This window comes from Actinomycetospora sp. 2LY8.5 (assembly GCF_057180585.1).
In genome coordinates, this window is the sequence record NZ_JBXUHE010000066.1 from 1 (window position 1) to 25,917 (window position 25,917).

Consider the following 25,917-nt stretch of genomic DNA (forward strand, 5'->3'; position numbering starts at 1 on the left):
CTGCGGCTCGGCGAAGACCAGCGAGAACACCCAGGCGACGAGCCCGGCGATCGCACCGGCCAGCGCACCACGCAGCACGAACGAGCGTGCCTCCATGTCAGGAACCCCTCCTCAGCAGCCAGCAGCTAGTGGCAGGGGAAGCCGAGGAAGTGACGGGCGTCGTGCACCAGCTCGTGGATGACGCTGGTGTCACCGAACACCGACACCGCACCCTGATCGATACCGATCAGGTAGTACAGCGCAAGCCCGACCAGCACAGCGCTGACCAGCCACGGCAACGTCTCCGACGCGGGAATGGCAGTGGCCCGGGCACGGGCGACGGCACCGACAGTGGTCACAGCAGAGCTCCAGTTCGTCTGAGCAGGGTTGCCCTCGTATCTCGTGGGCGGGACGAAGCCCGACGCTAGGGTCGTCCCACACGACACGTCAACGCTTGAACACTCGATGCTCTGTTCTGAAATGAAAATATTACAGACGCGGCCCCACGGCCGCGTCGAGGCGAGCGACCGCGTGCGGGCCGCGAGCCGACCGACGTCACCGATGACCGGTCGTGACCAGGGCTGCGCATCGGGCAGCGGCGCGGACCGGGGACCTTGACGATGCTCGTGTCCGCTGCTTATTTTCAGCACTGAATATTTACAGGGAGGAGCGGTGCGTGCCGACCTACCTGTACCGCTGCGGAACCTGCGGCCACCGCTTCGACGTGATCGCACCGATGACCGCCTCGCAGGACGAGCGGCGATGCCCGGACTGCGGCGCGGTTGCCCGCCGTGCCGTCACGGCTCCGGGCGTGCGGCGCGCGGCCACGGCGGTGAGCCGTGCCGTCGAGGCCTCCGAGCGCAGCCGCCACGAACCCACGGTGGCCACGGCCGTGTCGCCTCGGCGCCGACCCGCGCCGGTGAGCCCCGATCCGCGCCACGCAAGGTTGCCCCGCCCGTAAACCGTCGTCCCTCCGGGAGGTCAGTCGTGCCAGACGTCGTCTTCACCGTGGACCAGGCCAAGTCGATGCGAGACCAGGAGGTGCCGGGGCACAACCGATGGCACCCCGACATCCCGCCGGCGATCACCGTCCGACCGGACTCGAGCATTCGCATCGAGTGCCGAGAGTGGACCGACGGCCAGATCGGCAACAACGACTCGGCGAACGACGTGCGCGACGTCGATCTCAGCGGAGCGCACATGCTGTCCGGGCCGATCGCCATCGAGGGCGCCGAGCCCGGAGACCTCCTCGTGGTGGACATCCTCGACCTCGGGCCGGTGCCGCAGGAGACCGGCGATGCTCCCGGCCAGGGATGGGGTTACACAGGGATCTTCTCCAAGCAGAACGGTGGAGGGTTCCTGACCGAGTACTTCCCGGACGCCTACAAGGCGATCTGGGATTTCCACGGCCAGCAGGCGACATCACGACATATCCCCGGGGTCCGCTACACCGGCATCACGCACCCGGGCCTGTTCGGCACCGCTCCGTCCCATGACCTGCTGTCCCGGTGGAACGACCGCGAGCGCGCCCTGATCGCCACCGATCCGGACCGCGTCCCGGCCCTGGCACTGCCGCCGTTGGAGGAATCGGTCCTCGGCGGCACCGCCACGGGCGACGCGCTCACCGCCATCGGGCGCGAGGGTGCGCGCACCGTGCCCGCGCGAGAGAACGGCGGCAACCACGACATCAAGAACTTCACTCGCGGCTCTCGCGTGTTCTACCCGGTCCACGTGCCGGGTGCGCTGTTCTCCGGCGGCGACCTCCACTTCAGCCAGGGCGACGGCGAGATCACCTTCTGCGGCGCCATCGAGATGGGCGGATTCATCGACTTCCACGTCGATCTCATCAAAGGTGGGATGGAGACCTACGGCGTCACCACCAACCCCATCTTCATGCCGGGGAACGTCGAACCTCGGTACAGCGAGTTCGTCACGTTCATCGGCATCTCGGTGGAGCACGAGAGCAACACCAATCTCTACAACGACGCGACCCTGGCCTACCGCAACGCGTGCATGAACGCGATCGAGTACCTGACCAAGTTCGGGTACAGCGGCCCCCAGGCGTACCTGCTCCTCGGATCGGCGCCGATCGAAGGTCGGGTGAGCGGCGTCGTGGACATCCCCAACGCCTGCTGCTCGCTCTACCTCCCGACAGCGATCTTCGACTTCGACATCCGCCCCTCCGCCTCGGGCCCGGTGACGGCCGACCGTGGGTCCTGCGCCGTCTCGTCGTGACCACCGGGCCGTCGACGACCGCGATTCCTGGGTCCAACGCTTCGCCCTGCTCGCCGACCGCACCAGGCTGACGCTCCTGATCCACATCCACGAGGCGGAGCGCATCCGGGTGCGCGACCTCGCGGCCCGCTCCGACCTGCGCGAGACCACCGTGTCCCAGGCCCTCGCGGTGCTGCGTCACCACGGCGTCGTGGTCGGCGAACGGAAGGGGCGCAGCATCGTGTACCGCCTCGTGGATCCCGTGACACACCAGTTGTTGCACGCACTCGCGGCGATGGGAGAAGAGGATGTCCACGCATGATCGGCGCTCTGAGCTCGATTGGCCTGCCGTCCAGCTGCGGTATGCCCGATCGCCGTTCGTGCACGCGCTGAGCGGCACGTCCCGGCTGCAGGTCGCCGAGGTCGACGAGGACCGTGTCTGTCTTCGCCAGCGCCTGTGGCGGGACTGCGTGTCACGCGAGGATCTGCAAGCCGCTCTCGCCCTCCTGCAGCAGGGGCGGCTTCCTCGCGAGGCGATGGCTTTCGCCGAGGAGCTGAGGCGACATCACGCCTCCGGACCGCGCGTCGAGACCGGCTGCACCCGCGGCCCGAACCTGACCGCGATCATCCTTGCGGACCTCGGTTACCTCACCTTTCCCCGACCCCGCTCGAGAGACGGGCGATGACGTCGAACTGCACCCCTCTGGCCTGAGCGATGTAGACGTCCTGCACGGCGTGTGCCCCCCGGAGAACGACATCCCCGCGCGGGCCGCCGTAGCGGACGTCCTCACTCGCGGCCAGCAGATCCTCTCGCCGCAGCGAGCCCGCGCTCCGCACGAGCTCGGCGTAGAGGTTCATACCTTCGTAGCAGGACTCGCCGAGGCTCGAGGGGGCAGGCGCGTTCAGCCCGAACTGGTCGCCGTACCGGCCGGAGAAGTCGAGCGCGTCCGGCGTGGCGAGGTCCTCGAAGTACCCGGCCGCGGAGTAGAGCGCGCCGGTGGCGCGCGGGCCCGAGCCGAGCAGCATCGTCTCGTCCATGAGCGTCGAGAGCCGTGTCTGACGGTGATCCAGTCCGGCGGCGGCGAAGGCCCGGTTGAAGTGCACGGCGTCCTCACCGACGAGGAACATCAGCACCCCGTCGGCGCCCCCACGCTCGAGCCGGCGCAGCACTGGTTCGAACACCCTCGTCCCGAGAGGGACGAACACCTGGTCGACGATGGCGGAACGGCCCGAGCGCGTCCAGTGCACGGCCGCGGCCGCGGATGCCCGGGGCCAGATGTAGTCGTTGCCGACGATCGCCCACCGACGGACCCCGAGCTCCGTGCCCATCCAGTCGAGCGCGGGGCCGAGCTGGTTCGCCGGGGTCTCCCCCGTCACGAGGACTCCCGGGGTTCGCTCGCCACCTTCGTAGAGCGCCGTGTAGATGTAGGGCGCCGAGGACGCGATCCGCGGCGCGAGTCGCCGCCGCACCGCGGAGATGTGCCAACCCAGGACCGCGTCGACCTCGCCCGCGAGGACGAGCCCGTGGACCTCCCGCGCCACCTCGTCCGGGTCGGCACCCCCGTTGACCTGGTGCAGCTCGACCGCGCGCCCGAGCAGCCCGCCCGACTGATTGATCTCGAGCACGGCGAGCTCGGAGCACATCCGGCAGGACAGCCCGAACATTCCCGCGGAACCCGCCCACGGGGTCACGAGGGCGAGCCGGACCGTGTCCCGGTGCTCGCTCGCGCCTGCGCGCGCCGCCACCAGCGACGCCCCGTTCGCCACGGCCTCACCTCCGGGCCACCTCTCGGGCGGCAAGTATGGCGACTTCGTCGCCCGTCGGGGACCCTTGTAGCGTTTCGAGCAGGAAAAACCGAGGAGGCGCTGATGGACCGACCCGGTCCGCGGTCCGGCCGACGAGTGATCGACCTGCTCGACCTGGCCGACCGCACGGTGGGAGCCTGCCTGGCCCGGGTCCTCACGACATCACGCCTGAGCCGTGAGCAGTGGCGCTCGCTCATGCTCCTCGCCGAGGGGGTCGGCGTCGACGGCCGTGACGCCCCGGGACACACGATGGGCGAGATCGCGGCCCGTGCGGCCGTGCCGGCCCCGACGGCCACCCGCATCATCGACAAGTTCGTCACGGACGGACTCGCCTACCGGCAGAGCGATCCCTGGGACCGCCGCCGCGTCCTGGTCCACCTCTCCCCCGAGGGCCACGCCCTCGTGCGGCAGGCCGCGGCCGAGCTCGAGGAGACCTACCAGGGCCTTCTCGCGGACGTGCCCGAGAAGGACTGGACGGACCTCTGGGATCTGCTGGACCGCGTCGGGGAGCGGGCGGCTCTCGAGGATCGCTCCGCGGCGAGCTGAGCAGCGCCGCACGCTGCCTCGGATCCGCCTCCTCCGTCGAGCCTTGCGCGGCCGGTCGGAGCACCGTGTTTCGATCCCATTACTTCTGATCTGAAACCTTTGCACTCCCCGGTGCTCTCCGTAGGTTCTGAGACCTCGCACAGGCCGTGGCGAAGGGCGACGAGGGGATGGGTTCGCGATGAGACACGGGGACATCAGCAGCAGCGCCGACGGCGTCGGGGTCGCCGTCGTGAACTACACGATGCCGCGCCTGCACGACGAGGCCGGGATCCGCGCGAACTGCGAGCAGATCGCATCCATGATCAGCGGGATCAAGCAGGGCTTCCCCGGCATGGACCTCATCGTGTTCCCGGAGTACTCGAGCCACGGCATCATGTACGACCGCGACGAGATGTTCGCGAACGCCGCGTCGTGCCCCGGCTTCGAGACAGAGATCTTCGGACGAGCGTGCCGCGAAGCCGGCGTCTGGGGCGTCTTCTCGCTCACCGGCGAACGCCACGAGCAGCACCCGGACAAGAACCCGTACAACTCCCTGGTCCTGATCAATTCCGACGGCGAGATCGTCAACAAGTACCGCAAGATCCTTCCCTGGGTGCCGATCGAGGGCTGGTACCCGGGTGAGCACACCACCGTGGTCGAGGGGCCGAAGGGCCTGAAGATCGCACTGATCATCTGCGACGACGGCAACTACCCCGAGATCTGGCGCGACTGCGTCATGAAGGGCGCCGAGCTCGTCGTCCGGCCGCAGGGCTACATGTACCCGGCCAAGGAACAGCAGATCCTGATGGCCAAGTCGATGGCGTGGGCCAACAACTGCTACGTCGCGGTCGCCAACGCCACGGGCTTCGACGGCGTGTACTCCTACTTCGGACACTCCGCGATCGTCGGCTTCGACGGACGCACCCTCGGCGAATGCGGTACCGAGGAGATGGGCGTCCAGTACGCGGAGCTCTCGCTGTCGATGATCCGTGACGCCCGTGCCAACTGGCAGTCCCAGAACCACCTGTTCAAGCTGTTGCACCGCGGCTACACCGGGGTGTTCCAGTCCGGCGACGGCGACAAGGGCGTCGCCGAGTGCCCCTTCGACTTCTACAAGACGTGGGTCAACGACCCCGCCCTGGCGCAGAAGCAGGTCGAGGAGATGACCCGCGAGACCGTCGGCACCCGCGAGGCGCCGATCGACGGCGTCCCGAACGGCTCCTGACCGCTCGGGGAGAGCGCCCGCCCGAGGGCGCAGAGCCGGTCCGCCGTTCCCCGACTGCACGACCCTGCGGAGCTCTGACGCCCAGAGCCCTCACCGCACCCGAGGAGGATCCGAGACGATGGCCGCCGAGCACGACCACGACCACGACCACGACCACGACCACGACCACGACCACGACCACGACCACGACCACGGCGATGCAGCGATGGCCCGGCTGGAGGCCCTGCGCAACGAGGGGGTGCACCGCGCCGGGGAGCACGAGGGGCCCTTCTCGCTGCACGTGCTGGGCCTCGGCAAGACCGGGGCCGACCTGATCACCTCGATCATCAGGAACCAGCCCCGAGGGTTCCTCTCGGAGCCCGGAACGCGCTTCTCGGCGCTCGCGGTGGACATCGGCGACGAGGATCTCGCCCAGGTTCGCGACGCTGCGGGAGACCTCCCCGCCGAGCAATCGTTCGTGAAGACCGTGGCGATGCCGGTGCCGACCAACGCCGACCTGTCCTACGCACTCAACCGCTACCGCGAGTTCCTCAAGATGGAGTACCCGCGCTACTACTGGAATCCCAACTACGAGCCGTGGCTGCCCGCCGATGTCGAGATCGCGCCCTCGAGCGGACACCAGTCGCGCGCCGTCGCGAAAGCGGTCTACGGGTCGGAGTACTACCAGGGCGGCGAGATCGCCGGAGCGCTGGACGCCTTCGCCGACAGCGTGATGTCCAGCGAGGCCACCCCACTCGTGGTCGTCGCCTTCAGCATGGCCGGCGGGGTCGGCAGCGGCATCGTCGTCGAGATCGCGCGACACCTGTCGTCGATCAAGCTCGGTCGGCGGCCCTGGGTCGTCGGGCTGGGCATCCTGCCCAACAGCGCCGACCCGGCCGAGTACGCCGACGGTTCGCTCTTCCCGGTGATCAACGAGCTGGACTGCATGATCGACGCCGAGAAGAACAAGGGCGTCATGGCGGTCTGGGGCGACCTCTACAAGAACCCGTTCACCGGCGGGTTCTTCATGGTCGACCAGAACGACGTCCAGGAGCTGACCGGCGATCTCGCCGCGACACACAGCTACATCGACACCGGTGTCGGGTCCTTCCTCGCGCGCGACGCGAGCGTGCACCTCTACGAGACCCTCAAGGCGCTGAACTGGCTGGCCGTCCCCGCGGACGCCTGGCACCCGGCCATCCGGGGCGAGCAGGGTGACCGCTGGATCAACATGCTCGCGGTGCGCACGCTCGGCGACATCGGTTCTCTGGGCAGTTCCGGGCTGGTCAAGGGGTTCGCCACGGAGTACGTGGAGGCCCGCACGTTCCGAGGCGACCTCGACGAGACGAGTTCCTCCACGATCTCGAGCGCGATCTCGGGCGTGGCCTCGACCAGGGTCGATCCGGTGGTCCTGGAGCTGGCCGGCTCGGACGACACGGTCAGCGTGGTCCTCCCTCGGGCGAGCAAGACCGACCTCGCGGCGTTCGTCCCGGCCCGGGACTACTACGACACCCTCGAGTGGGAGGACAAGCTGCTGATCCACTCCTGGCTGCTCGACCTGGGCGTCATGCTCTGCGAGCCGTCGATCCGCTTCGACGGTATGGGGGGCGAGTGCATCTGGGGCTGCGCCTGTTGGGTGGTCGTCCCGCACGCCGCGATCCGCGGCGAGGTGACCTCACCGATCCAGGTCGACACCGTCGACGCCCTCACCGGGAGCTGAGGAGAACAGCGATGGCCATCCCCTGGAGCGAGATCGTCGAACGCTACTCCGCGGGCGCACAGCTGCCCTCCATGCCCGGCGCGCGCACTCTCCAGGTCACCGGCGCCGACGAGGAGTACGTCTACGTCACCCACCGGCTGTGGTCCGACAAGCTGACCCGCGCCCATCTCGAGAAGGCGATGCAGCTGCTCGACGAAGGCCGGATGACGCGTGATTACGCCTCGGTCATCGACCACTACCGCACCTTCATCGCCGACGAGAGACCGACGACCGCCGCCACGGTCCTCAAGGACCTCGGCTACGTCGACTGAGTCGGCTGAGTCGGCTGAGTCGGCTGAGCAGTGCCGCTCCTCCGCCCGTCCGCACACGCAGCGCCCGCGCCGGCCGGGCGTCACCATCGCGCCCCAGAACAGGAAGGTTCCGTCATGGGAATGTCCCTCTATCACTCGGCGACCGGGAGCCAGTCCCCGCACTGCATCCACGCGTTGGGCATCGGCAAGACCGGTGCCTACATGGTCGAGGCCCTGCTGCGTACCGGGGAGATCGAGGACCAGCTCGACGATCCCCGCGCCCGCTTCACCGGCCTGTCCATCGACCTGGGCGAGCAGGACCAGCACGAGCTCAAGGAGTACGCCGGGGGCTTCACCCAGCGGCTCGAGGAGCGCGAGATCCCGACGGACCGCCACCAGGTGCGCACCGTCGGACTCGAGATCCCCACGTCCGAGGAGCTGCGCACCAGCCTCAACCGGTGGCGTGAGTTCCTGAAGATGGAGTACCCGCGCTACTACTGGAACCCGAACTACGAGCCGTGGCTGCCCGCGGACGTCGAGATGCCCGCCCCCGGCGAGAGCTGCCCGCGCGCCATCGCCAAGGCCATCTACGGGCACTACTACTACGGCGGGGACAAGATCCTCGAGAAGGAGCTCGACCTCTTCGTCGACTCCATCAACAAGACCAAGCTCCCCTCGATGGTGCTGGTCTTCTTCTCCCTCGCCGGCGGCACCGGCTCCGGGATGGCCGTCGACCTCGTCCGGCATCTCTCGAACGTCAAGCTCGGACGGCGCATCCCCGTCATCGGCGTCGGAGTGATGCCGTTCTCCGGCGACGAGGAGCACGCCGGCGGTCAGGCCGCGCTCTACCCGGTGATCAACGAGATCGACTGCATGCTGGACGACGAGAAGAACCAGGGCGTGATGGCGGTCTGGGGCGATCTGTACAAGAACCCCTTCACCGGCGGTTTCCTCGCGCTGCCCCAGGAGCACTCCTGGCAGCGCCTCGGGCAGTACACCAAGACCGGGGTCCCCGCGATCCGTGACGGGCTGCGCAAGGGCGTCACGCGCAAGTTCGTGACCGACTCGTTCAACCGGTTCGTCGTGCAGGACTACGGCCGCCTGCTGTTCAAGATGCTGCGCCCCGCCGGGTTCACCGGAGCCCCCCATGAGCGCAACATCTCGGGCGACCGCACTTGGACGATCTTCGACGTCGCCAAGTTCACCCACCCCGGCGTGGAGGTCCTGCCCGGCGAACCGCGCGGCAAGTGGCGCGAGGTCGTCAGCAAGTGGATCGGCTACATCCCGCAGTTCTCCGGGCTCAAGGAGGGCTTCAAGACCGACTACATCGAGGTCAACACCGTCGGTCCCCGCGAGATGTGGAACGACACGCTGCAGAAGAAGCTGGAGTCCGTGCTCGGCGAGTACCTGCTCGACGGGGACGACGGCACGCTGGTCACCACGAGCGGCGAGTTCTTCGACGAGCTCACCTGCTACTCGAACATCATCATCCCCGGGGTCGCCAAGACCGATCTCACGGTCTTCTACGAGGCCCGCGACGCCTACGACCAGATCGAGGACTGGGAAACCAAGCTCATGATGCACTCGTGGCTGCTCGACCTCGGGGTCATGCTCTCCGAGCAGTCGATCCGCTTCGACGGCATGGCCGGTGAGTGCATCTGGGGCTGCGCCTGCTGGGTCGTCGTGCCCCACGCGGCGATCCGCGGCGACGCGCCGGCGTCCGCCGACATCACCGAGGTGCAGCAGGCGCACATCGCGCCGATGGTCCAGACCGTGGTCCCGACCCCCTGAGCCTGCCGCCCGGTGCCCCGGACACCCGTCCGGGGCACCGGGGCCGGCGCCGGAGCACCACCGGAGGACCCTCCCATGGACGTCGTCGAGTCCGAACTCCTCCCGGGATACGCCGACTGGCTGGACCGGGTCACCGCCACCTACGAGGCCGTCGCCTACACCTGCCGTGTCCGTCTCGGCGACGACGCGGCCGGGCGGGCCGTCGCCCTGCGCGTCGTGACCGGTCTCGTCGCCCGCCCGACGGTGTTCCGGCACTGGGGTCTGCCGTTCTCCGGCCGCATCGCCAAGCTCGCCGAGGACGCCATCGCCGAGGCGTGCCGCGTCCGCGCGTCCGACGGCGACGGCTGGGTCGCGTTCCGCCGGGCGCTCGCCGCCGTCCCGAGCGAGCTCCAGGCGACGTTCGTGCTCACCTGCGTCGACGGACTCACCGACGAGGAGCTGGCCGGACGGTACGGAGACGACGTCGACACGGCGCGCGGGCGTCGAGGTCGGGTCGTCGACCACATGAGCGCCCTCGCCGCCGCGCACGACACCTCGAGAGGTTAGGTGACCACAGATGCCCCTGCCGTGGGCGGAACTGCAACGGGACTTCGGGTCCGGCGGCGAGATCCCCACCGTCGCCGGGGGCAAGAAGCTGATGATCACCGCCGTCGACGACGAGTACGTCCACATCGAGCACGCGCTCTGGCGCGACCGGCTGGCGCGCGAGCACCTCGAGAAGGCCGTCGCCCTCATCGAGGCCGATGCCATGACCCGCCACTCCGGCCTGTTCGCCGAGGAGTACCGGACGATGGTCGCGGACGTCCGGGCCACGTCGGTCGCCCACGTCCTCAAGCACCTCGGCATCCTCGAATGACCTTCTCCGGCACGACGTACGAGTTGCACGGAATCGTCGGCACCCTCGAGGCCATCGAGCCGCTCGCCGAGCGCTTGACCCACGCCCGACCAGCGCTCCTCAACGGGGCGGAGCTGGCACTGCTGCCCCTGTGCGAGGGGCTCCTCCACGACATCGACCCGCTCGGCACGCCGACCGAATCGAACTGGGCCTTCAACCGTTTGTCCTCCGCGGTGGCGGCCAGGCTCACCCGAGCCTCCGACCGCGGCCCCGTCGCCTACCTCGAGGCGGAGTACGCGGGCGGTCTGGGCTACCAGGCGGCGGCCGCGTGGCTCGATGGCCACCGTGTCTACGGCCCCGACGTCTTGCTGCCCGACGAACCGTTCCCCGTCTCCAACGCCGACCCGTCGAGCGGAAGCCCGATCGTCCGAGCGCTGCGTTATCTCGGTGTCCGAGCGGTCGCGCACGCCGACGAGTTCGTCGTCCTCGGCCTCGGCCGGCAACGCAGCACTCGTGACTGGTGCGCGGCAGGGCCCTACGCATGAGCAGCGCGACCGACGCCGGCGCGGCGCTCGCCGACGTTGCTCGGCTCGGCCCGGCTTTCGCGCTCACCGCCGGGCGAGAACCCCGCGGCGAGAACCGGGTCGCCCTGGCCGACCTCGTCTCGCGACCCGCCCTGCTGGCGGACGAGACGACGCGGGCCTGCCGGCGCCTGCGCGTCACGGAAGCCCGCGTCGGCGCTTCCTGGCTCTTCGGCAACCTCGCGGGCCGGCTCGTCGCCCCGGTGACGGCGCTGGTCGCCACGCACGGGCTCCTGATGCTCCTTCCTCCTCACGAGCTGCTCTGGCGTGACCCCCGGCACCCGGACGGCGCCGCGTGGGAACTCGCTCGACCGAGAGCCACGGACTCGTACGACGTGACCTCGGTGCGGGCAACGCTCCTCGAACCGTTGGGCGACCTCGTGGCGGCCATGCGAACGGTCACCACGGTGTCGAAGGGCCTGCTCTGGGGCGAGGTCGCCGTCGCCGTCGCGAAGTCGGCCCGAGCTGTGAACGTTCACCGGCCCGCCGCGGCCACGGCCGCCGCCGAGCTCAGCGCACGCTTGCTCGACCAACCCCCGCTCCGTGGTCGGGTCACGTCCACCGGAGGTCGGATCACCTGCTGCCTCGCCTACCGCGTTCCCCGTGGTCACACCTGCGCCGACTGTGCGCTCGGCGCGAACCGGTCCGGCACGGACGTGCTCGTGGGCAAGAGGCCGAACCGTCGGGGCCGACCATGACCGCCATCCCGACACGACAGCCGTTCGCTCCAGGCGCCGGGACAGGCCGCCCGGGTCGCGCCGCGGCGAGGAGCGAGGGGCAGCGGTGGTCGTCGCTCTGGTCACCGTTCGGCGGCGCCCCTCGCTGCGGTGAGCGCGAGTTCGTCGACGACGCGGGAGAACCCGTCGGTGCCGTGCCCGCGCTCGATCGCCTGCTGCGCGAGGCGACGCGAGAGGTCGGGAAGCGTGGGGTCGATGCCGCGGGTGCGGCTGGTCGTCACGATGTGGTCGAGCGCCGCGGCGTTCATGACGAGGTTGTCCTCGTGGCCGGGGTACGTGCCCGCGTCGACGTCTGCGGCCAGCCCACGGAAGGTCGCGGGCAGGATCGCGACGACCTGCTCGGCGTAACCGGCGAACTCGGCGGCGGTGATCCCGTCGCCGCCCACGAGTGCCGCGGCGTGCAGGAACGAGGTCATGCCGGCGAAGAACACGTCGAGCATGCCGAGATCGAACAAGGCGGCGCGGCCGGGATCGGTGCCCAGGAAGTCGGTGCGCCCGAGCGCTTCGAGCGTGGCACGGTGCCGCTGGTGCACGGCCGCCGCCCCGCTGTAGAGGACGAGGGCGTCGGCGGTGCCGACCAACGGCGTCGGCACCATGATCGTCCCCGCGAGGACCTCCGCACCGTGCGTGCTCAACCGCGCCGCCGTGGCCCGGGCCTGTTCCGGTGTCCCCGAGCTGAGGTTCACCAGCGTCGCGCCGGCCAGCGCCTGACCGAGGGGGTCGAGGACCGCGGCCACGGCGGCGTCGTCGAGCAAGCAGACGACCGTCACGGGACTCGCGCCCACAGCTGTCGCCGGGTCGGCAGCCCGGTGGGCGCCCTCGCGCACGAGGGCGTCGGCCCGAGCGGGGGTGCGGTTCCAGACCGTGACGGGGTGCCCGGCGCGCAGCAGCGCCCGGGCCAACGCGGCACCCATCGCGCCGAGCCCCAGGACGCTCACCGATTCGCGCTCGATGTCCTTCTCCATGACTCGGGACGCTAGAGTCTGACACCGGTGTGAACGTCAAGGGCGGAGAGCGACGTCGTGTGGATCGGGGAGCTGGCGCGCCGCGTCGGCGTGGCGCCCAGGCTGTTGCGCTACTACGAGGAGCAGGGCCTGCTGCGCCCCGCCCGCTCGTCGTCGGGCTACCGCGAGTACGCCGATGCCGACGTCGACGTCGTGCACCACGTCCGCACGCTGCTTCGGGCCGGACTGTCCACGACGACGATCGCCGACCTGTTGCCGTGCATGAGCGCCGACGGCCCCCGCCTGATCGCGACGTGTCCCGAGCTCCTCGACGACCTGCATCGCGAGCGCGGCCGCCTGACCGCCATGATCGACGACCTCGTCGCCGCTCGCGACGAGCTCGATACCGTCATCGCCACCGCGACCCCACAGGACGCCCGGTCCCCGGCCACCTGCTGACACACGCCCGCCGCGTCCTCCGGGCCGTCCACCACAGACCTCGGGTCCCACAGACCTCGGGTAACGGGCGGAGGGCGTGACGCCACCGGATCGCCACCGTTGGCGCCACGAAGACGGTCGACCTGACACGGCCCCCCGACCCGCCCTACCCGACCGTTCGGCCCCGGAGACCCCCCAAGCTCCGGCTTCGCCCGCCGTCGGGCACCCTCTACCGGGGAAACATACCGCTCGGAACGTGGAAGGCAACCCACCATGACCGGCTCCCGCTCGGACGGTGCGTCGCCGCGTCCCCGCGGAGACGGGGTGCCCGGGCGTGGACGAACCCGGCGACAGCAAGAGCGTGCGGTCGAGACCCGCCAAGCCCTGCTCGTCGCGGCGGGCGAGCATTTCGCCACCGACGGCTACCACGCCACCAGCTTGAACGATCTCCTGAGCGCCGGCCCGCTCACCAAGGGCGCGCTGTACTTCCACTTCCCGTCCAAGCACGCCGTCGCCACCGCGCTCGTCGAGGCGATGACCGCCTCCTGGGATCACGTCGTCCCCGACGCCCAGCGCGACGCGACCGACCCGCTGCACGCCGCGATCGCCGTCACCGACATCGTCGTGGTCCGCCTCGACGACCCGATCGTGCGCGGGGCGGCCCGTGTCCTGCGCGACCAGGTCCTCGACCGGCCCACCCTCGCCGAGCTCAGCACGGGCTGGGACGCCGACCTCACCAGGTTGCTCGCCCTCGCGGCCGAGCAGCACCTGCTCGAACCCACCGTGGACCCCCGCTGGGCCGCCTACGAGCTCGTCGTCAGCCTGGCCGGCCGCGCCACCCTGCTCGAGTCCCTCGACCCGAAGCCGGAGCTGTGGGACCAGATGAACCACTTCTGGACCGGCTTCCTCCCGCTCATCGCCCGCGAGTCCTGGCTCGCGGACTGGAATCCCACACGCTGGCTCGCCCGACCTCGTCCACCCACGGGACTGGGCTGAGGCCCGACCGAGCGCGACGTCATCGAGACCTCGGCGGCGGTTCGGCAGTGTCGGCCGAGGTGGTGCACGGCGCACGCAGCGCGACGCGGGGACGAGGCCATCGCCCGCAGGGAGACCGCGCTGGCCAAGCTCACCGAGAAGGGCGGGTCCGTCGTGGCCGTAGCCCGTCACACCGTGCCACCAGCCCCGCCGCGATCCCGTCGAGGACGTAGCCCAGCTCGCGGTCGAAGCGCTCGTCGGTGAACCGGTGTCCGTCGCCCTCGAGCGATCGGAGGTGCTCGAGCCCGCCGGCGACGACGGCGTCCCGCAGGTACTCCTCGACGCCCTGGTGGGCCCCGTCGGGGATCAGCATCCCGGGCAGCGGGCCGAGCGCGTAGCCGGACACGAGGTGGTTGACCGTCCCGACGGCGAGGAGCACGTCCGCGGGCTCGAGCCGGGGGTCGAGGGCCGGGTCGGCGAGCGCGCCGACGTTGGCGTCCCAGTAGCGCAGCTGACCCGGCCCGGGCAGCGACCCGGGGCGTCCGAGCGCGTGGACGAACCACGGGTGCACCCGGTACCGGGCCAGCGTCGCGCGCCCGATCGCCGCGAGTCGCGCGCGCCAGTCGCCCCCGGTCGGCGGGGGCTGCGCCCAGAAGATCCGGTCGACCATCAGCTCGAGGATCTGGTCCTTGGTGTCGACGTACCAGTACAACGACATCGCCGTGATCCCGAGAGCGCTCGCCACGCGCCGCATCGAGACGGCCTCGAGACCGTCGGCGTCGGCGACCGCGCACGCCGCGGCGGCGATGTCGTCGCGGGTGAACCCCTGTCCGCGACGCGCCCGCGGCGCCCGGACCGGACGCGTCCAGACCGAGGGGTGCTGCTCGCCGGAGGGCACCGGAGCATCGTAGAGGAGGTTCGCCATACGGCGTATGGCAACATGGTGATCGACCGACCGACGAGGAGGACTCCGCCGTGACCGACGACGTGGCGGCCCTGATCGACACGCCGATCACCGCGGACCTCGTGCGCGGCGCGAGGGAGATCGAGGCCACCGAGCGGGGCCTGCTGGTGCACCGCCTGCCCGCGTGGGCCCGCGCCCGGGCCGACGCGCAGCTGCTGTCCGCGCAGGCCTGCCCCGCCGGGGTGCGGCTCGCCTTCCGCACCACGGCCACCGTCGTCGAGCTCGACCTCCTGCGGACCACGATGCGATTCCGCGGCATGCCGCCGCGCCCCGACGGCCGCATCGACCTCGTCGTCGACGGCGTGCCCGCCGGCGAGCAGCACACCCACGGCGGCACGACCGTGGTCGTCGACCTCGCGACCGGCGGCACCGAGAGCATCGACGGCCCGATCGCGGGCGTCCGCTTCGCCGACCTGCCCGCCCGCGACAAGCGCGTCGAGCTCTGGCTGCCCCACCACGAGCGCACCGAGCTGGTCGCGCTGCGCACCGACGCGCCCGTCGCCCCGCTCCCGCCCGGCGACCGCCGCGTGTGGGCCCACCACGGCAGCTCCATCAGCCAGGGCTCGAACGCCGCCGGCCCGACGGAGACCTGGCCCGCGCTCGCCGCCGCGGCGGGCGAGGTCGAGCTGGTCAACCTCGGGTTCAGCGGCAGCATGATGCTCGACCCGTTCGTCGCCCGCACCCTGCGCGACCTGTCGGCCGACCTGCTCAGCGTCAAGATCGGGATCAACCTCGTCAACGGTGACGTCATGCGCCGGCGGGCGTTCGCGCCGGCCGTGCACGGCTTCCTCGACACCCTGCGCGACGGTCACCCGACCACACCGCTGCTGGTGATCGGCCCCGTGCTCTGCCCCATCCACGAGGACACCCCGGGCCCGGGCGCCCCCGACGTCACCGACGGCACGGTCCGCTTCCACGCCACCGGGGACCCGGCCGACGTCGTCGACGGGCCCACCGGGCGGCTGTCGCTGCGCGTGATCCGTGCCGAGCTCGCGCGCGTCGTCGCCGAGCGCGGGAACGACCCGCACCTGCACCTGCTCGACGGCCTCGCACTCTACGGCGAGGCCGACGCCGTCGAGCACCCCCTCGCCGACAACCTGCACCCCGACACCGCCGTGCACCGACTCATCGGCGAGCGCTTCGCCGCGCACGCGTTCTCCGCCGGCGGACCGTTCGCATGACGACACCGAGGCGCCCACCCCCGACACGGTGAGCCCGGACGCCGCGCCACCGGCCGTCGAGGACACCGCGGGCCGGGACGCCCTGGTCGCCGAGCTCGGAGGGCTGCTCCCGACCGGTGGCGGAGGCGCACCCGACCCGACGAGCCGCCGTCGACCTCGCCCACGTGTCCGGCGACGCCGCCGGGCAGCGGTGGGTCGTCGACGTCACCCACGACCGCGACCCGGCCCTCACCCGGGCGGACGATCGGCATCGGACACCCCGCTCAAGGACGTGCGCCGCGACGCGCCTACCTGCACAACGTCATGCGCATGCTCGACGCCCGCAACCGCGCCCAGGTGATCACCAACGCTCGGCCCCACCGGCTGCTCTTCGACGTCGGCGATCCGCAGGTCGGTCCCCGGCAGCGCCACTCCGATCGAGCCGGGCACGGGCGGCGCGTACAGGGCGTGGGTGGTGCCGAGACCCGCGACCTCCCAGCGGTTCCGCGTGTACAGCGACACGGCCTGGCCGGCCCGCACGCCGCGCGCGACGAGCCCCGCGACGACCCGGTCGCTCAGCGCGTCGGGCTCGGCGAAGCTCAGCGCCCGCGTGGCCGTGACCAGCGTGGGCTTGTCCCCGAAGCGGGGCGCGAGGCGCGCGCAGGATGTCTCCGGGACCGTTCACCGCGAGCACCTCCAGGTCGACGTGCCGAGCAGCACACCGCGTCGCCGCGTCACCCGGCAGACCCGAACGGGTGTGGCCGTCGCCGCGTCGCACCCCGGTCCACCGGGCTCACCGGCACGGCCTGCGCTCGCTCCTCTGACCAGGTGCACCGCGGTGGCCCTTGGTGACGGCGTCTCCGCTCCTGGACGCTGAGAGCGTGACGGCCGCCGAGCTGGGCCCCTACCGACTGGGCCCGTCGCTGGGCAGCGGCGGCATGGGGGAGGTGTTCCGCGCCTGGGACACGCGCCGCTCGCGCTGGGTGGCGCTCAAGCTCCTGCATCCCCGGTTCAGCGCCGACGACGGCTACCGCACGCGGTTCCGGCGCGAGGCCGAGGCGGCCGCCGACCTGCGCGACCCGCACGTCGTGCCCGTACACGACTTCGGGGAGATCGACGGCCAGCTCTACCTCGACATGCGACTGATCGACGGCACGGATCTCGGCACGCTGCTGCGCGACGGTCCCCTCGAGCCCCGGCGGGCGGTCGCGCTGATCACCCAGGTCGCGGCCGCACTCGACGCCGCGCACGCGGCCGGGCTGGTGCACCGCGACGTCAAGCCGTCGAACGTGCTCGTGGGACCCGACGACTTCGCCTACCTCGCCGACTTCGGCATCGCCCGCGCGGCGGGCCCGGCCACCGACTCCGAGGACGGCACCGTCATCGGCACGCTCGCCTCCATGGCGCCGGAGCGCCTGCGCGGCGAGCCCGCCGACGCCCGCTCCGACGTGTACTCGCTCGCCTGCCTGCTCCACGAGTGCCTCACCGGCGCGCCGCCGTTCGGCGACGACGACGCCTCGGTCCTGGTCGCCGCGCACCTCTACCGCGCCCCGCTGACCGACCACCTCCCGGCCGCGCTGGGCGTCGTCGTCAGGCGTGGCCTGGCCAAGGACCCCGCGGCGCGGCACGCCGGCGCGGGCGCGTTCGCGGCGGACGCGGCGGCCGCACTGCGCCGCCGTCCGACCACGCGCCTCGAGCCGCCGCAGCCGGATCCCCCCGACACCGTCGTGGCCATCCACCGGTGGTCTCCGGTGGCGCTGTGGCCGCAGAGCCGCCCGGTGCGCCGGACGCTGGTCGTCGTGCTCGTCGCCCTGCTGCTCGTCGCGGGTGTCGCGGCCGTCCGCCGCTACGTCGGGACCGGCATCTCGATCGGCATCAGCCCGGTCGCGGTGGCCTTCACCGCCACCGGCGACGCCGTCATCGCCAACGCGGGCTCGCGGACGGTCACGATGTTCGACACCCGCGGGCGCACCATCGCCGCGGAGATCCCGCTCGGCGGCGACCGGCGCACCGTCGGAGCCGTCACCGATCCGTCGGGCGAGCAGCTGTTCGTCGCCACCACCCGGGGCGCGGGCGACGCCCTCGTCGTGGTCGACCTGCGCCGCTCGACCGTCGCGACCACGCTGCCCCTCCCGGAGCCGCCGGTCGCGGCACCGGTCGTCGACGGCACCGGGGCCGTCGTGTTCGTCCCGGTCCGCGGCGGCATCGCGGTCGTCGACGCGGGGGCGGGACGGGTCGTCGGACGGCTCGACCGCAGCGCCACCGGCCTCGCCGCGAGCGGCATCCGCCTGGTCACCGCCGACGACCGCCGCTCCACCGCGGAGGTCGTCGACGTCCGCACCGGGGCGACGGCGGCGGCGATCCGGCTCGGCGCGCCCGCCCACGTCGCGGTCGCCGCCCCGAGCGGTGAGGCGGTCTACCTCGGCAGCCGCGACCCGGAGCACGCCCTGACCGTCGTCGACACCGACCCCGACCCCGACGCCGACCCCGCCGCCCCGCTCGCCGAGGTGTCGCTGCCCGGCCCGGTCTCGGGGATGGCGGTCTCCCGCGACGGTGCACAGGTGTTCGTCGCGCTGGCCACCGACCCGCCGGTCCTGGCCGCCGTCGACACCACGACGCGCGAGGTGCGCGCCGGCTGGTTCCTGGAGGAGTTCACCGGCGACGTCGCGCTCGCCGTGTCCCCGGACGGGACCGAGGTCTACATCGCCAACACCGACCTGGGCACGCTGACGATCGACGACGTCTCGCGCCCGCCGGCGTGACCCGTCACTCCTCGGGTGCGGTGTCCTCCGCGGAGCCCTTCTCGCCGCGTGCCGGCCGCACCCGGACCACGCCGCTCTCGAGGTCGAGCCCCACGAACCGGGCGCGCTCGCCGCTCTCGTCCGACTCCTCGATGCCCTCGAGCTTCGGCGCGCGGAACAGACCTCCGAATGCCGTCATGGCCTCAGTCTACGACGGCGCAGGGCATGCCGGGCGCCCGTGACGAGCCCCGCCGGTACCGACGTCCGCAGGGCCGACCCCGGGCGCCGGGCGTAGCGCGGCGGGAGCCCGAGCAGGACGAAGCGCTCGACGTGGCCGGGTCTCGCCGTCCCCGCGACGAGGGCCTCGTAGTCGTCGGCCTCGAGGCGTTCGCCGGGGGACGTGTAGCCGAGCATCGCGGAGTTCTCGAAGGCGTACCAGGTCGACGGGAACGAGAAGGTGAGCACGACGTCGTCGCCGTCGCGGCGCACGCCGTAGACCGGGTTGACCCCGAGCGAGCCGGCGGCGTGCGGCGGCGCCTCGAACGGCCCGTGGTCGACGAACAGGCTCGTGTCGCGGCTCGAGAACAGCGCCAGCCACTTGGTGCGCCGGAGCTCGGCCGGGTGGCGCCGCGCGGCGAGCCGGGGCCCGCGGCCGTCGTGGTAGTCGCGGACGACCTCGTCCTCGCTGGTCAGCCGCCACGGTGCGCCGCGCAGGAGGGCGACGTAGCCGGTGGCGTCGCGCTCCCCCGCGGCGTCGCGGGGCTCCATGGCGCGGTTGCCGACGCGGTCGACGAGCACGGTGTCGGCGCGGGCGACGCGACGCAGCTCGTCCATCGCGCCCTGCTGGTCGTCGAAGTAGTGGAACGCGTCGGTGCAGGTGGACGCGGCGAACACGTCGTCTCCGAACGGGAGCGCGTCGACCCGGTCGGCGCAGACGAAGGTCTGCTCGGGCGCGATGTAGCGGCGCCCGACCCAGAGCTGGAAGAAGTTGCGGTCGACCCCCACGGTGCGCACCGGGCGGTCGCGGGCGGCGAGGTGGTACATGGTGTGCCCGAACCCGCAGGCGAGGTCGAGCACCGGGGCGTCCGAGGCGGGTACGGCGCGCAGCAGCGAGATCGAGGCCAGGTACCGGGGCTGGCCGTAGCGGACGAAGAAGTAGCCGAACATCTCCTGGTCGATCCGCTCCGACGACCGGAGGTAGGCCAGCTCCATCCAGTCCTGCGCGGTCAGCCCGTCGACGTCGTCGAGCATGGCGCGGACCTCGGCGCGGCGGGCGGCCAGCGCGAGGCGGGCCGCGGGCCCCCGGCGGGCCAGGACCCGCAGCCCGCGCCGGTCCGGCAACCGGGGCGGGAAGGCCAGCATCGCCACGAGCGCCTCGACGCCGCGGCCGGCCCGCAGCAGGGCGACGAGCTCGGCGACGACGGGCCCGGCGACCTCGGTGCGGCCGGTCGCGTGCTCCTGCACGTCGACACGACCGCGGCGCAGGACGGGGATGCCGTCGAGTACCGGGTACTCGCTGCATCCGCAGGTCAGGACACCGAAGGTCCCGTCGAACGACGGGTCGGGGGTGGTCGTGAACGCGAGCGCGTCGCGGCACGACGGGCACGACAACGGGACCGGGACGTCGAGCCCGGTGACGGCGGGAGCGGTCCAGGGGAGGTCGGTGGGCCGGAGGGAGGCGGACAGGGTCACGCGGAACGCCTAACGAGTGGGTCGACCCGGCGAGGGGTCGAGAGGTGTCCGTGGCACGAGGGGCACGAGGGGTCACACCGGACCCCGGAGGATCAGGCGACGGGCACGGCGGCAGCGGCCGGTGGCCCCCGGTGCGGACGGCACCGCAGCAGGTCGATCGACGGCGCCCTGCCCTCGACGGGCGCGGGCGGACACGGCGCGCCCGGGGCGGGCGCCGGCGGGAGCCCGAGGACGATCCGCAGCAGTCGCAGGTGCGCGTGGCGACCGACGACGAGGAGGGGCTCGCTGCTCGCGACCACGACGACGAGCACCGTGATCGCGAGCTGGAGCGCCAGCGCGCTGACCTGCTCGGGCACGACGTGGTCGTCGCTGAGCCGCGGGGCGCCGGCCTGGCCCAGCGTCGTGAGCGCGTGCGCGGCGGGCTGCACGAGCACGGCCAGGTTGATCACGACGAAGAGGCGCTGGAGCCGACCGCGCAGCGCGAGACGGACCGCGCCGACGGTCGCCGCGACGAGCGCGACTCCGAGAACATGCAGGAGCGTCTGGTCGGCGAGGACATCGAACCCGCCCGCGGTGAGCACGACCGCGACGACCGACGCGAACCGCAGCGACGACGGCCGAAGGCCCGTTCGCAGGGGGTCTCGCGCGGCTCCGATCACTGCGGTCGACGCTATCAGTCGCCCCGTCGCCGCCCTCACACGCGTGTCATTCAGTGTCGCAAGACTGACTGGACAGTCAGTCGGCCTTGCGATAACGGCAAGGTCCGCCCTACCGTCGGATCCGTGCCCGACGACGACGAGGTCCGACGCCGCGTGGTGGCCGCCGTCGACCGCGTCGGGACCCGCCGACACGTGGCGGCCGCGATCGGACTCGACGAGACCAAACTGTCGAAGGCCCTGGCCGGGCGCCGCCGCTTCGCGGCCGCGGAGCTCGCCGCGATCGCGGAGGTCACCGGCGTCCCGCTCGCCTGGCTCGCCCGGGGTTCCCGTGACACCGACCAGCCGGTGACGGCGATCCCCGACGCCTCGCTGCGCGAGCCGGTCGCGCCCGACCCGGACGGCGCGCGCAAGCGCATCCTCGACGCGGCGTGGACGCTCATCGCAACGCGGGGCTACCACCGCGTCCGCGTCGCCGACGTGGCCGAGGCCGCCGGTACGAGCAGTGCGTCCGTGCACTACCACTTCGACGACAAGGACGCCCTGCTCGACCAGGCCCTGCGCCACAACGTCGAGCTCGCGTTCGAGCGCCAGTCGGCGGCGCTCGGCGCCGTCGCCGACCCCCACGAACGCCTCGTCACCCTGCTCGACCTGCAGATGCCGTCCGGACCCGTCCTCGAGCCCGAGTGGTCGATCTGGATGCAGGTGTGGGTCGAGGCGGTCGTCGACGCCGGCCGCCGGGAGCTGTACGCCCAGGCGCAGGACCGGTGGTTCCGCACGGTCCTGCTGACGCTGCGCGACGGCGTCGAGACCGGCGTCTTCCGCGCCGACATGGACCCCGAGCTACGGGCCCGCCAGCTCGCCGGGCTCGTCGACGGCCTCGGCGTCGGCGTGATGACCGAGGCGTCGCGCGCCGCCGAGATGCGCGCCGCCCTCCACGACTTCATCCGGCACACGATCCTGCGGGAGACCTCCTCATGACCCGAGCCATGAACCGCCACGTCGTCATCACCGCCGCGCTGACCGGGGCCGCCGACAGCGTCGGCAAGAGCCCCCACGTCCCGGTGACCCCGCAGCAGATCGCCGACGACGCGATCGCCGCCGCGCGGGCCGGCGCCGCCGTCGTGCACGTCCACGTCCGCCACCCCGAGACCGGCGTCCGCTCCCGCGACGTCGCTCTCTACCGCGAGACCGCCCGCCTGATCCGTGCGAGCGACGTCGACGTGGTCCTCAACCTCACCGCGGGAATGGGCGGCGACCTCGTCGTCGACGAAGAGGACCCGCTCAAGCCGGTCGACGGGACCGACCTCGTCAACGCGATGGACCGCCTCCCGCACGTCGAGGAGCTGCTCCCCGACATCGCCACGCTCGACTGCGGCTCCTACAACTTCGGCGACGGCAGCGCGCTCTACGTCTCCACCACCGACATGCTGCGCACCGGCGCCAAGCGCTTCCAGGAGCTCGGTGTGAAGCCCGAGCTGGAGATCTTCGACACCGGGCAGCTGTGGTTCGCCAAGGTCATGCACGACGAGGGGCTCGTCGACCGGCCCGCTCTCATGCAGCTGTGCCTGGGCGTCCCCTACGGCGCGCCCGCCGACCCCGGGATCCTCCAGGCGATGGTCAACCTGCTCCCCGACGACGCCCAGTTCACGTCGTTCGCCCTCGGCCGCGACCAGCTGCCGTGGGTGGCGCAGTCGGTGCTGCTCGGCGGGCACGCGCGCGTCGGGCTCGAGGACAACCTCTACCTCGCGCGCGGGGTGAAGGCGACGAACGCCCAGCTCGTCGACCGCGCCGTGACGATCGTCGAGTCCCTCGGCGCGCAGGTGGCGACGCCGGACGAGGCCCGCGCGATCTTCGGCCTGGGGGCGCGGTGAGCCGGCCGGTCACCCGCACGGTCGCCTGCATCGGCGCCGGCGTCATCGGCGGCGGGTGGGCGGCGTACTTCCTCGCCCGCGGCTTCGACGTCGTCGCCTGGGACCCGGCCCCCGACGCGGAAGCCCGGCTGCGGCGCACCGTCGACGCCGCCTGGCCCGCCCTGACCGAGCTGGGGCTCGACGAGGGCGCCGACCGGTCGCGGCTGCGCGTGGCGGGGTCGTCGGCCGAGGCCTGCGCCGGCGCCGCGTTCGTCCAGGAGAGCGGGCCCGAGGACCTCGAGCTCAAGCGCGCCCTGCTGGCCGATCTCGTCGCCGTGACCGGGGACGACGCGATCGTCGCGTCCTCCACCTCCGGCTTCCCGATGAGCGAGATGGCGACGAGCGCGGCCGACCCGTCCCGTCTCGTCGTCGGCCATCCGTTCAACCCGCCGTACCTCATCCCGCTCGTCGAGGTCGTCGGCGGCCCCGACACGGACCCGGCCGTGACGCGGCGGGCCGCCGACTTCTACCGCGGGATCGGCAAGTCGGTGATCGAGATGGACCGGGAGCTCCCCGGCTTCGTCGCGAACCGGCTGCAGGAGGCGCTCTGGCGCGAAGCGCTGCACATGGTCGCGAACGACGAGGCCACCGTCGAGCAGATCGACGCCGCGATCACCGAGGGACCGGGGCTGCGCTGGCCGGTGCACGGCCCGTGCCTGACGTTCCACCTCGCCGGCGGCGAGGGCGGGATGGCGCACATGCTCGACCACTTCGGGCCCTCGCTGCTGGCGCCGTGGACGCGCCTCGCCGCGCCCGAGCTCACCGGCGAGCTGCGCGACACGATGGTGACGGGCACCGCCGACGGGCGGGACTTCCCCACCCTGGTGGCCGAGCGCGACCGTGCCGTGATCGCGATCCGCCGCGCGGTCGAGGCGGCCCGCCGCTCGTCATCGTGAGCCGAGCACGGCGTCGACGGCCATCGCGAGGGTCTCGGTCTCGACGGTCAGGAGCGACTCCCCGGCGGGCAGGGCCCGCTCGACCGACAGGCCGCCGACGACGGTGTTGAGGAACCGTGCGCGGCGCCTGTTGTCACCCTCGGGCAGCGCTCCCTCGTCCGTGAGCACGGACAGCCAGTACTCGACGCGGCGCTGCCCCTCGCGCTCCACGGCCAGGTAGGTGCTGCGGAGCTCCTCGGTCTGCTCGGCGTCGATGAACGTCCGGTAGACCTTGCCCCAGGCCTCCCGCGAGGGCGCTCCCGGCGCCGCGGGCGCCAGCACGAGCCGCAGGCAGGCGATCAGCCGGTCACGTGCCGGCAGCGACGTGTCGTGGATGACCGAGTCGTCGGTGACCACGGTGTCGTAGATGGCGGTGAGGACCGCGTCCTGCAGTGCCCGCTGCGTCGGGAAGTGGTGCCGCAGCGAGCCCGTGCTCACGCCGGCGCGCGCCGCGACCGCCCGCACGCTCAACCCGGCCCCCAGGCGCTCCCCGGTCATCGCCACGGCCGCCGCGAGGATCCGGTCCTTCGAGCTCGTCTTCGCCTCCGTCACATCGCCATCCTACTAGTACGCCGTACTAGCACACCGTGCTAGCGTCACTAGTACAGCGTGTTGGTCACGAGGTCGGGGAGGACACGGCATGTTCGCGGAGCAGCGGCGGCGACGGGCCGAGAAGCGGCTGAAGCCCGGGGACGGGAGCGCCCTGGAGCGCTTCCGCTGGTGGCAGCTCGGGGGCCGATCGCTGTTCCACCTGCGGCGACCCGAGGCCGAGTACGCCGTCGACGTCCGGCACTGGAAGAACCAGAACGCCGGCGTGAACAAGGCGCAGCTCTACGTCGACGGGCGTCAGCAGCTCGAGTCGAAGCTCCCCGCGGCGTTCCCCGTGGCGGGCGGCACCATCGAGGTGGCGGCGAGCAGCGTCGGCCTCAAGCGCTGCCACTTCGTGGCCGACGACGGCTCGGAGCACCAGCTCGTCCCGGATTCCCGCTCCGCCGAGGGGCGCCGCGCCCGGCTCGACCGCCGGCACCCCGCGGTCAGCAGGGGGATCGGTGTCGTCTCGGTGCTCCTGCTCGTCGTCGGCGTGGCGCTCCTGCTCCTGCAGGTCGCCGAGCCCATCTCCCGGATCCCGCCGATCGCGGAGACCGTCGGGGTCTTCGAGTCACCGGTCGGGCTGCCCTGGTGGCTCAACGCCGCGCTCACGGTCGGGGCGGCCCTGGGCAGCATGGAGCGGGCGCTGCGGATGCGCTACCACTGGATGCTGGACGCGCTGGGGAACTAGGCCCTCTCCTGGCAGGTGGCGCAGGGTGTCGCGGAGTTCGACGAGCTCGTCGACGCGGCGACCGGGCCGTCGACGAGTGGTACGACCAGCCGCTGTTCTGCTTCTCCAACACGAACGCGGTGATCGGGTCGGACGAGCCGGTGGCGGCGCCGAAGGCACGGGTGGGTCTCCCGCGGCGGCCGAGGGCGTGGACCGCGGTGTCGTGATCGTCGCGAGGTGTCGGGTCTCCGGGGTGGCCCAGAGGATCCGGTGGATGCGCAGCGGGTGTGTGGCCCGCACACAGGAGCTCACCTCGGCTCGCGGTCGAGGGCGACCGTGTCAGAAGCCTCAGAATGGCGGTGGGTCGTTCGGGTCGTGCGCTGGGGGTGTCGGTGTCGTCTGTTTCGTCGGCCGGGTGCGGCCGGGGCGTCCTCGGCCGGCGGTGCCGCCGGTGCGGGTGAGGAAGTGGTGGCGCCAGGCGGCGTCGTCGGCGGCCTGCTGCACGTCGTCGGGGGTGGTGGTGGGCCAGCCGTCGTCGGGCAGCGGTCGGGGTTGGTGG

General features: G+C 72.1%; 31 protein-coding genes and 1 pseudogene. 21 read left to right on the plus strand and 11 right to left on the minus strand.

What is annotated here, in order from left to right; translation table 11 throughout:
• Positions 1-125: 125 nt before the first annotated feature.
• The gene (locus AC2A1K_RS33760; RefSeq protein WP_483900731.1) at positions 126-338 is read right to left on the minus strand and encodes a CbtB domain-containing protein; all 213 of its coding nucleotides are present in this window, start codon (positions 336-338) and stop codon (positions 126-128) included.
• 317 nt (positions 339-655) lie between these two features.
• Between AC2A1K_RS33760 and AC2A1K_RS33765 the strand changes: the two genes are divergently transcribed.
• Genes AC2A1K_RS33765 through AC2A1K_RS33780 form a run of 4 tightly spaced genes read left to right on the plus strand, consistent with a single transcriptional unit; the run spans position 656 to position 2,879 of the window.
• Complete coding sequence (locus tag AC2A1K_RS33765; RefSeq protein WP_483900732.1) at positions 656-940, plus strand: FmdB family zinc ribbon protein; 285 nt, start codon at positions 656-658, stop codon at positions 938-940.
• Positions 941-966: 26 nt separating this feature from the next.
• On the plus strand, positions 967-2,214 hold the full coding sequence (fmdA, locus tag AC2A1K_RS33770) for a formamidase (RefSeq protein WP_483900733.1): 1,248 nt from the start codon (positions 967-969) through the stop codon (positions 2,212-2,214).
• On the plus strand, positions 2,189-2,515 hold the full coding sequence (locus AC2A1K_RS33775; protein ID WP_483900734.1) for an ArsR/SmtB family transcription factor: 327 nt from the start codon (positions 2,189-2,191) through the stop codon (positions 2,513-2,515). Before fmdA ends, AC2A1K_RS33775 begins: the two co-directional genes overlap by 26 nt.
• Positions 2,502-2,879 (plus strand): hypothetical protein, encoded by a 378-nt coding sequence (locus AC2A1K_RS33780; protein WP_483900735.1) that lies wholly within the window; start codon positions 2,502-2,504, stop codon positions 2,877-2,879. Before AC2A1K_RS33775 ends, AC2A1K_RS33780 begins: the two co-directional genes overlap by 14 nt.
• Here AC2A1K_RS33780 and AC2A1K_RS33785 read toward each other — a convergent pair.
• Positions 2,842-3,960, minus strand: coding sequence for a substrate-binding domain-containing protein (locus AC2A1K_RS33785; RefSeq protein ID WP_483900736.1), 1,119 nt, complete (start codon positions 3,958-3,960; stop codon positions 2,842-2,844). The two genes, AC2A1K_RS33780 and AC2A1K_RS33785, sit on opposite strands and share 38 nt — an antisense overlap.
• Positions 3,961-4,062: 102 nt before the next feature.
• Between AC2A1K_RS33785 and AC2A1K_RS33790 the strand changes: the two genes are divergently transcribed.
• The 9 genes from AC2A1K_RS33790 (at position 4,063) to AC2A1K_RS33830 (ending at position 11,643) form a co-directional block, all read left to right on the plus strand.
• Positions 4,063-4,545 (plus strand): MarR family winged helix-turn-helix transcriptional regulator, encoded by a 483-nt coding sequence (locus tag AC2A1K_RS33790; RefSeq protein ID WP_483900737.1) that lies wholly within the window; start codon positions 4,063-4,065, stop codon positions 4,543-4,545.
• A gap of 178 nt (positions 4,546-4,723) precedes the next feature.
• Positions 4,724-5,749, plus strand: coding sequence for an aliphatic amidase (locus AC2A1K_RS33795; RefSeq protein WP_483900738.1), 1,026 nt, complete (start codon positions 4,724-4,726; stop codon positions 5,747-5,749).
• 118 nt (positions 5,750-5,867) lie between these two features.
• The gene (locus AC2A1K_RS33800; RefSeq protein WP_483900739.1) at positions 5,868-7,448 is read left to right on the plus strand and encodes an FtsZ/tubulin family protein; all 1,581 of its coding nucleotides are present in this window, start codon (positions 5,868-5,870) and stop codon (positions 7,446-7,448) included.
• A gap of 11 nt (positions 7,449-7,459) precedes the next feature.
• Positions 7,460-7,759: a hypothetical protein gene (locus tag AC2A1K_RS33805; protein ID WP_483900740.1), complete on the plus strand. Its 300-nt coding sequence runs from the start codon at positions 7,460-7,462 to the stop codon at positions 7,757-7,759.
• 114 nt (positions 7,760-7,873) lie between these two features.
• Positions 7,874-9,529, plus strand: coding sequence for a hypothetical protein (locus tag AC2A1K_RS33810; protein WP_483900741.1), 1,656 nt, complete (start codon positions 7,874-7,876; stop codon positions 9,527-9,529).
• A 75-nt stretch (positions 9,530-9,604) separates the two neighbouring features.
• On the plus strand, positions 9,605-10,075 hold the full coding sequence (locus AC2A1K_RS33815; RefSeq protein ID WP_483900742.1) for a hypothetical protein: 471 nt from the start codon (positions 9,605-9,607) through the stop codon (positions 10,073-10,075).
• Positions 10,076-10,085: 10 nt separating this feature from the next.
• A complete protein-coding gene (locus AC2A1K_RS33820) occupies positions 10,086-10,385 on the plus strand; it encodes a hypothetical protein (protein ID WP_483900743.1) in 300 nt (99 codons plus the stop codon).
• Positions 10,382-10,909 carry a hypothetical protein gene (locus AC2A1K_RS33825; protein ID WP_483900744.1) on the plus strand — a complete coding sequence of 176 codons (528 nt, stop codon included), beginning with the start codon at positions 10,382-10,384 and terminating at the stop codon, positions 10,907-10,909. Before AC2A1K_RS33820 ends, AC2A1K_RS33825 begins: the two co-directional genes overlap by 4 nt.
• A complete protein-coding gene (locus AC2A1K_RS33830; protein WP_483900745.1) occupies positions 10,906-11,643 on the plus strand; it encodes a (2Fe-2S)-binding protein in 738 nt (245 codons plus the stop codon). The genes AC2A1K_RS33825 and AC2A1K_RS33830 overlap by 4 nt, the downstream gene beginning before the upstream one ends.
• Positions 11,644-11,744: 101 nt before the next feature.
• Here AC2A1K_RS33830 and AC2A1K_RS33835 read toward each other — a convergent pair whose 3' ends face one another.
• Positions 11,745-12,164 carry an imine reductase family protein gene (locus tag AC2A1K_RS33835; RefSeq protein ID WP_483900759.1) on the minus strand — a complete coding sequence of 140 codons (420 nt, stop codon included), beginning with the start codon at positions 12,162-12,164 and terminating at the stop codon, positions 11,745-11,747.
• Positions 12,165-12,185: 21 nt separating this feature from the next.
• Positions 12,186-12,650: pseudogene (locus AC2A1K_RS33840) on the minus strand (NAD(P)-binding domain-containing protein); the annotation flags it as partial.
• A 54-nt stretch (positions 12,651-12,704) separates the two neighbouring features.
• Here AC2A1K_RS33840 and AC2A1K_RS33845 point away from each other — a divergent pair.
• Both AC2A1K_RS33845 and AC2A1K_RS33850 read left to right on the plus strand, forming a co-directional pair.
• Positions 12,705-13,085, plus strand: a complete 381-nt coding sequence (locus AC2A1K_RS33845) for a MerR family transcriptional regulator (RefSeq protein WP_483900746.1) — start codon at positions 12,705-12,707, stop codon at positions 13,083-13,085.
• A 303-nt stretch (positions 13,086-13,388) separates the two neighbouring features.
• On the plus strand, positions 13,389-14,060 hold the full coding sequence (locus AC2A1K_RS33850; protein ID WP_483900747.1) for a TetR family transcriptional regulator: 672 nt from the start codon (positions 13,389-13,391) through the stop codon (positions 14,058-14,060).
• A 130-nt stretch (positions 14,061-14,190) separates the two neighbouring features.
• On the opposite strand, the gene AC2A1K_RS33855 is transcribed toward AC2A1K_RS33850, so the two are convergent.
• Positions 14,191-14,964, minus strand: coding sequence for a TetR/AcrR family transcriptional regulator (locus AC2A1K_RS33855; RefSeq protein ID WP_483900748.1), 774 nt, complete (start codon positions 14,962-14,964; stop codon positions 14,191-14,193).
• A 71-nt stretch (positions 14,965-15,035) separates the two neighbouring features.
• Between AC2A1K_RS33855 and AC2A1K_RS33860 the strand changes: the two genes are divergently transcribed.
• The gene (locus tag AC2A1K_RS33860) at positions 15,036-16,184 is read left to right on the plus strand and encodes a GDSL-type esterase/lipase family protein (protein ID WP_483900760.1); all 1,149 of its coding nucleotides are present in this window, start codon (positions 15,036-15,038) and stop codon (positions 16,182-16,184) included.
• 228 nt (positions 16,185-16,412) lie between these two features.
• Here the strand turns inward: AC2A1K_RS33860 and AC2A1K_RS33865 are convergent, their stop codons facing one another.
• Positions 16,413-16,685: a hypothetical protein gene (locus tag AC2A1K_RS33865; RefSeq protein ID WP_483900749.1), complete on the minus strand. Its 273-nt coding sequence runs from the start codon at positions 16,683-16,685 to the stop codon at positions 16,413-16,415.
• Positions 16,686-17,044: 359 nt separating this feature from the next.
• Between AC2A1K_RS33865 and AC2A1K_RS33870 the strand changes: the two genes are divergently transcribed.
• A complete protein-coding gene (locus AC2A1K_RS33870) occupies positions 17,045-18,925 on the plus strand; it encodes a serine/threonine-protein kinase (RefSeq protein WP_483900750.1) in 1,881 nt (626 codons plus the stop codon).
• A gap of 4 nt (positions 18,926-18,929) precedes the next feature.
• Here the strand turns inward: AC2A1K_RS33870 and AC2A1K_RS33875 are convergent, their stop codons facing one another.
• The 3 genes from AC2A1K_RS33875 to AC2A1K_RS33885 form a co-directional block, all read right to left on the minus strand.
• The gene (locus tag AC2A1K_RS33875) at positions 18,930-19,103 is read right to left on the minus strand and encodes a hypothetical protein (protein ID WP_483900751.1); all 174 of its coding nucleotides are present in this window, start codon (positions 19,101-19,103) and stop codon (positions 18,930-18,932) included.
• Positions 19,100-20,596, minus strand: coding sequence for a class I SAM-dependent methyltransferase (locus AC2A1K_RS33880; protein ID WP_483900752.1), 1,497 nt, complete (start codon positions 20,594-20,596; stop codon positions 19,100-19,102). Before AC2A1K_RS33880 ends, AC2A1K_RS33875 begins: the two co-directional genes overlap by 4 nt.
• 92 nt (positions 20,597-20,688) lie before the next feature.
• Positions 20,689-21,255, minus strand: a complete 567-nt coding sequence (locus AC2A1K_RS33885; RefSeq protein WP_483900753.1) for a hypothetical protein — start codon at positions 21,253-21,255, stop codon at positions 20,689-20,691.
• Between the two features lie 123 nt (positions 21,256-21,378).
• Between AC2A1K_RS33885 and AC2A1K_RS33890 the strand changes: the two genes are divergently transcribed.
• From AC2A1K_RS33890 to AC2A1K_RS33900, 3 genes are read left to right on the plus strand one after another with little or no spacing between them, the layout of a single operon-like run.
• Positions 21,379-22,233 carry a TetR/AcrR family transcriptional regulator gene (locus AC2A1K_RS33890; protein ID WP_483900754.1) on the plus strand — a complete coding sequence of 285 codons (855 nt, stop codon included), beginning with the start codon at positions 21,379-21,381 and terminating at the stop codon, positions 22,231-22,233.
• Between the two features lie 8 nt (positions 22,234-22,241).
• A complete protein-coding gene (locus AC2A1K_RS33895; protein ID WP_483900761.1) occupies positions 22,242-23,126 on the plus strand; it encodes a beta-keto acid cleavage family enzyme in 885 nt (294 codons plus the stop codon).
• Positions 23,123-24,061, plus strand: coding sequence for a 3-hydroxyacyl-CoA dehydrogenase NAD-binding domain-containing protein (locus AC2A1K_RS33900; RefSeq protein ID WP_483900755.1), 939 nt, complete (start codon positions 23,123-23,125; stop codon positions 24,059-24,061). The genes AC2A1K_RS33895 and AC2A1K_RS33900 overlap by 4 nt, the downstream gene beginning before the upstream one ends.
• Here AC2A1K_RS33900 and AC2A1K_RS33905 read toward each other — a convergent pair.
• Positions 24,053-24,652 carry a TetR/AcrR family transcriptional regulator gene (locus AC2A1K_RS33905; RefSeq protein ID WP_483900756.1) on the minus strand — a complete coding sequence of 200 codons (600 nt, stop codon included), beginning with the start codon at positions 24,650-24,652 and terminating at the stop codon, positions 24,053-24,055. The genes AC2A1K_RS33900 and AC2A1K_RS33905 overlap by 9 nt on opposite strands.
• An 88-nt stretch (positions 24,653-24,740) precedes the next feature.
• Between AC2A1K_RS33905 and AC2A1K_RS33910 the strand changes: the two genes are divergently transcribed.
• Positions 24,741-25,379, plus strand: coding sequence for a hypothetical protein (locus tag AC2A1K_RS33910; protein WP_483900757.1), 639 nt, complete (start codon positions 24,741-24,743; stop codon positions 25,377-25,379).
• Positions 25,380-25,706: 327 nt separating this feature from the next.
• On the opposite strand, the gene AC2A1K_RS33915 is transcribed toward AC2A1K_RS33910, so the two are convergent.
• A partial coding sequence (locus AC2A1K_RS33915; protein WP_483900758.1) for a hypothetical protein occupies positions 25,707-25,917 on the minus strand: 211 nt, incomplete at its 5' end.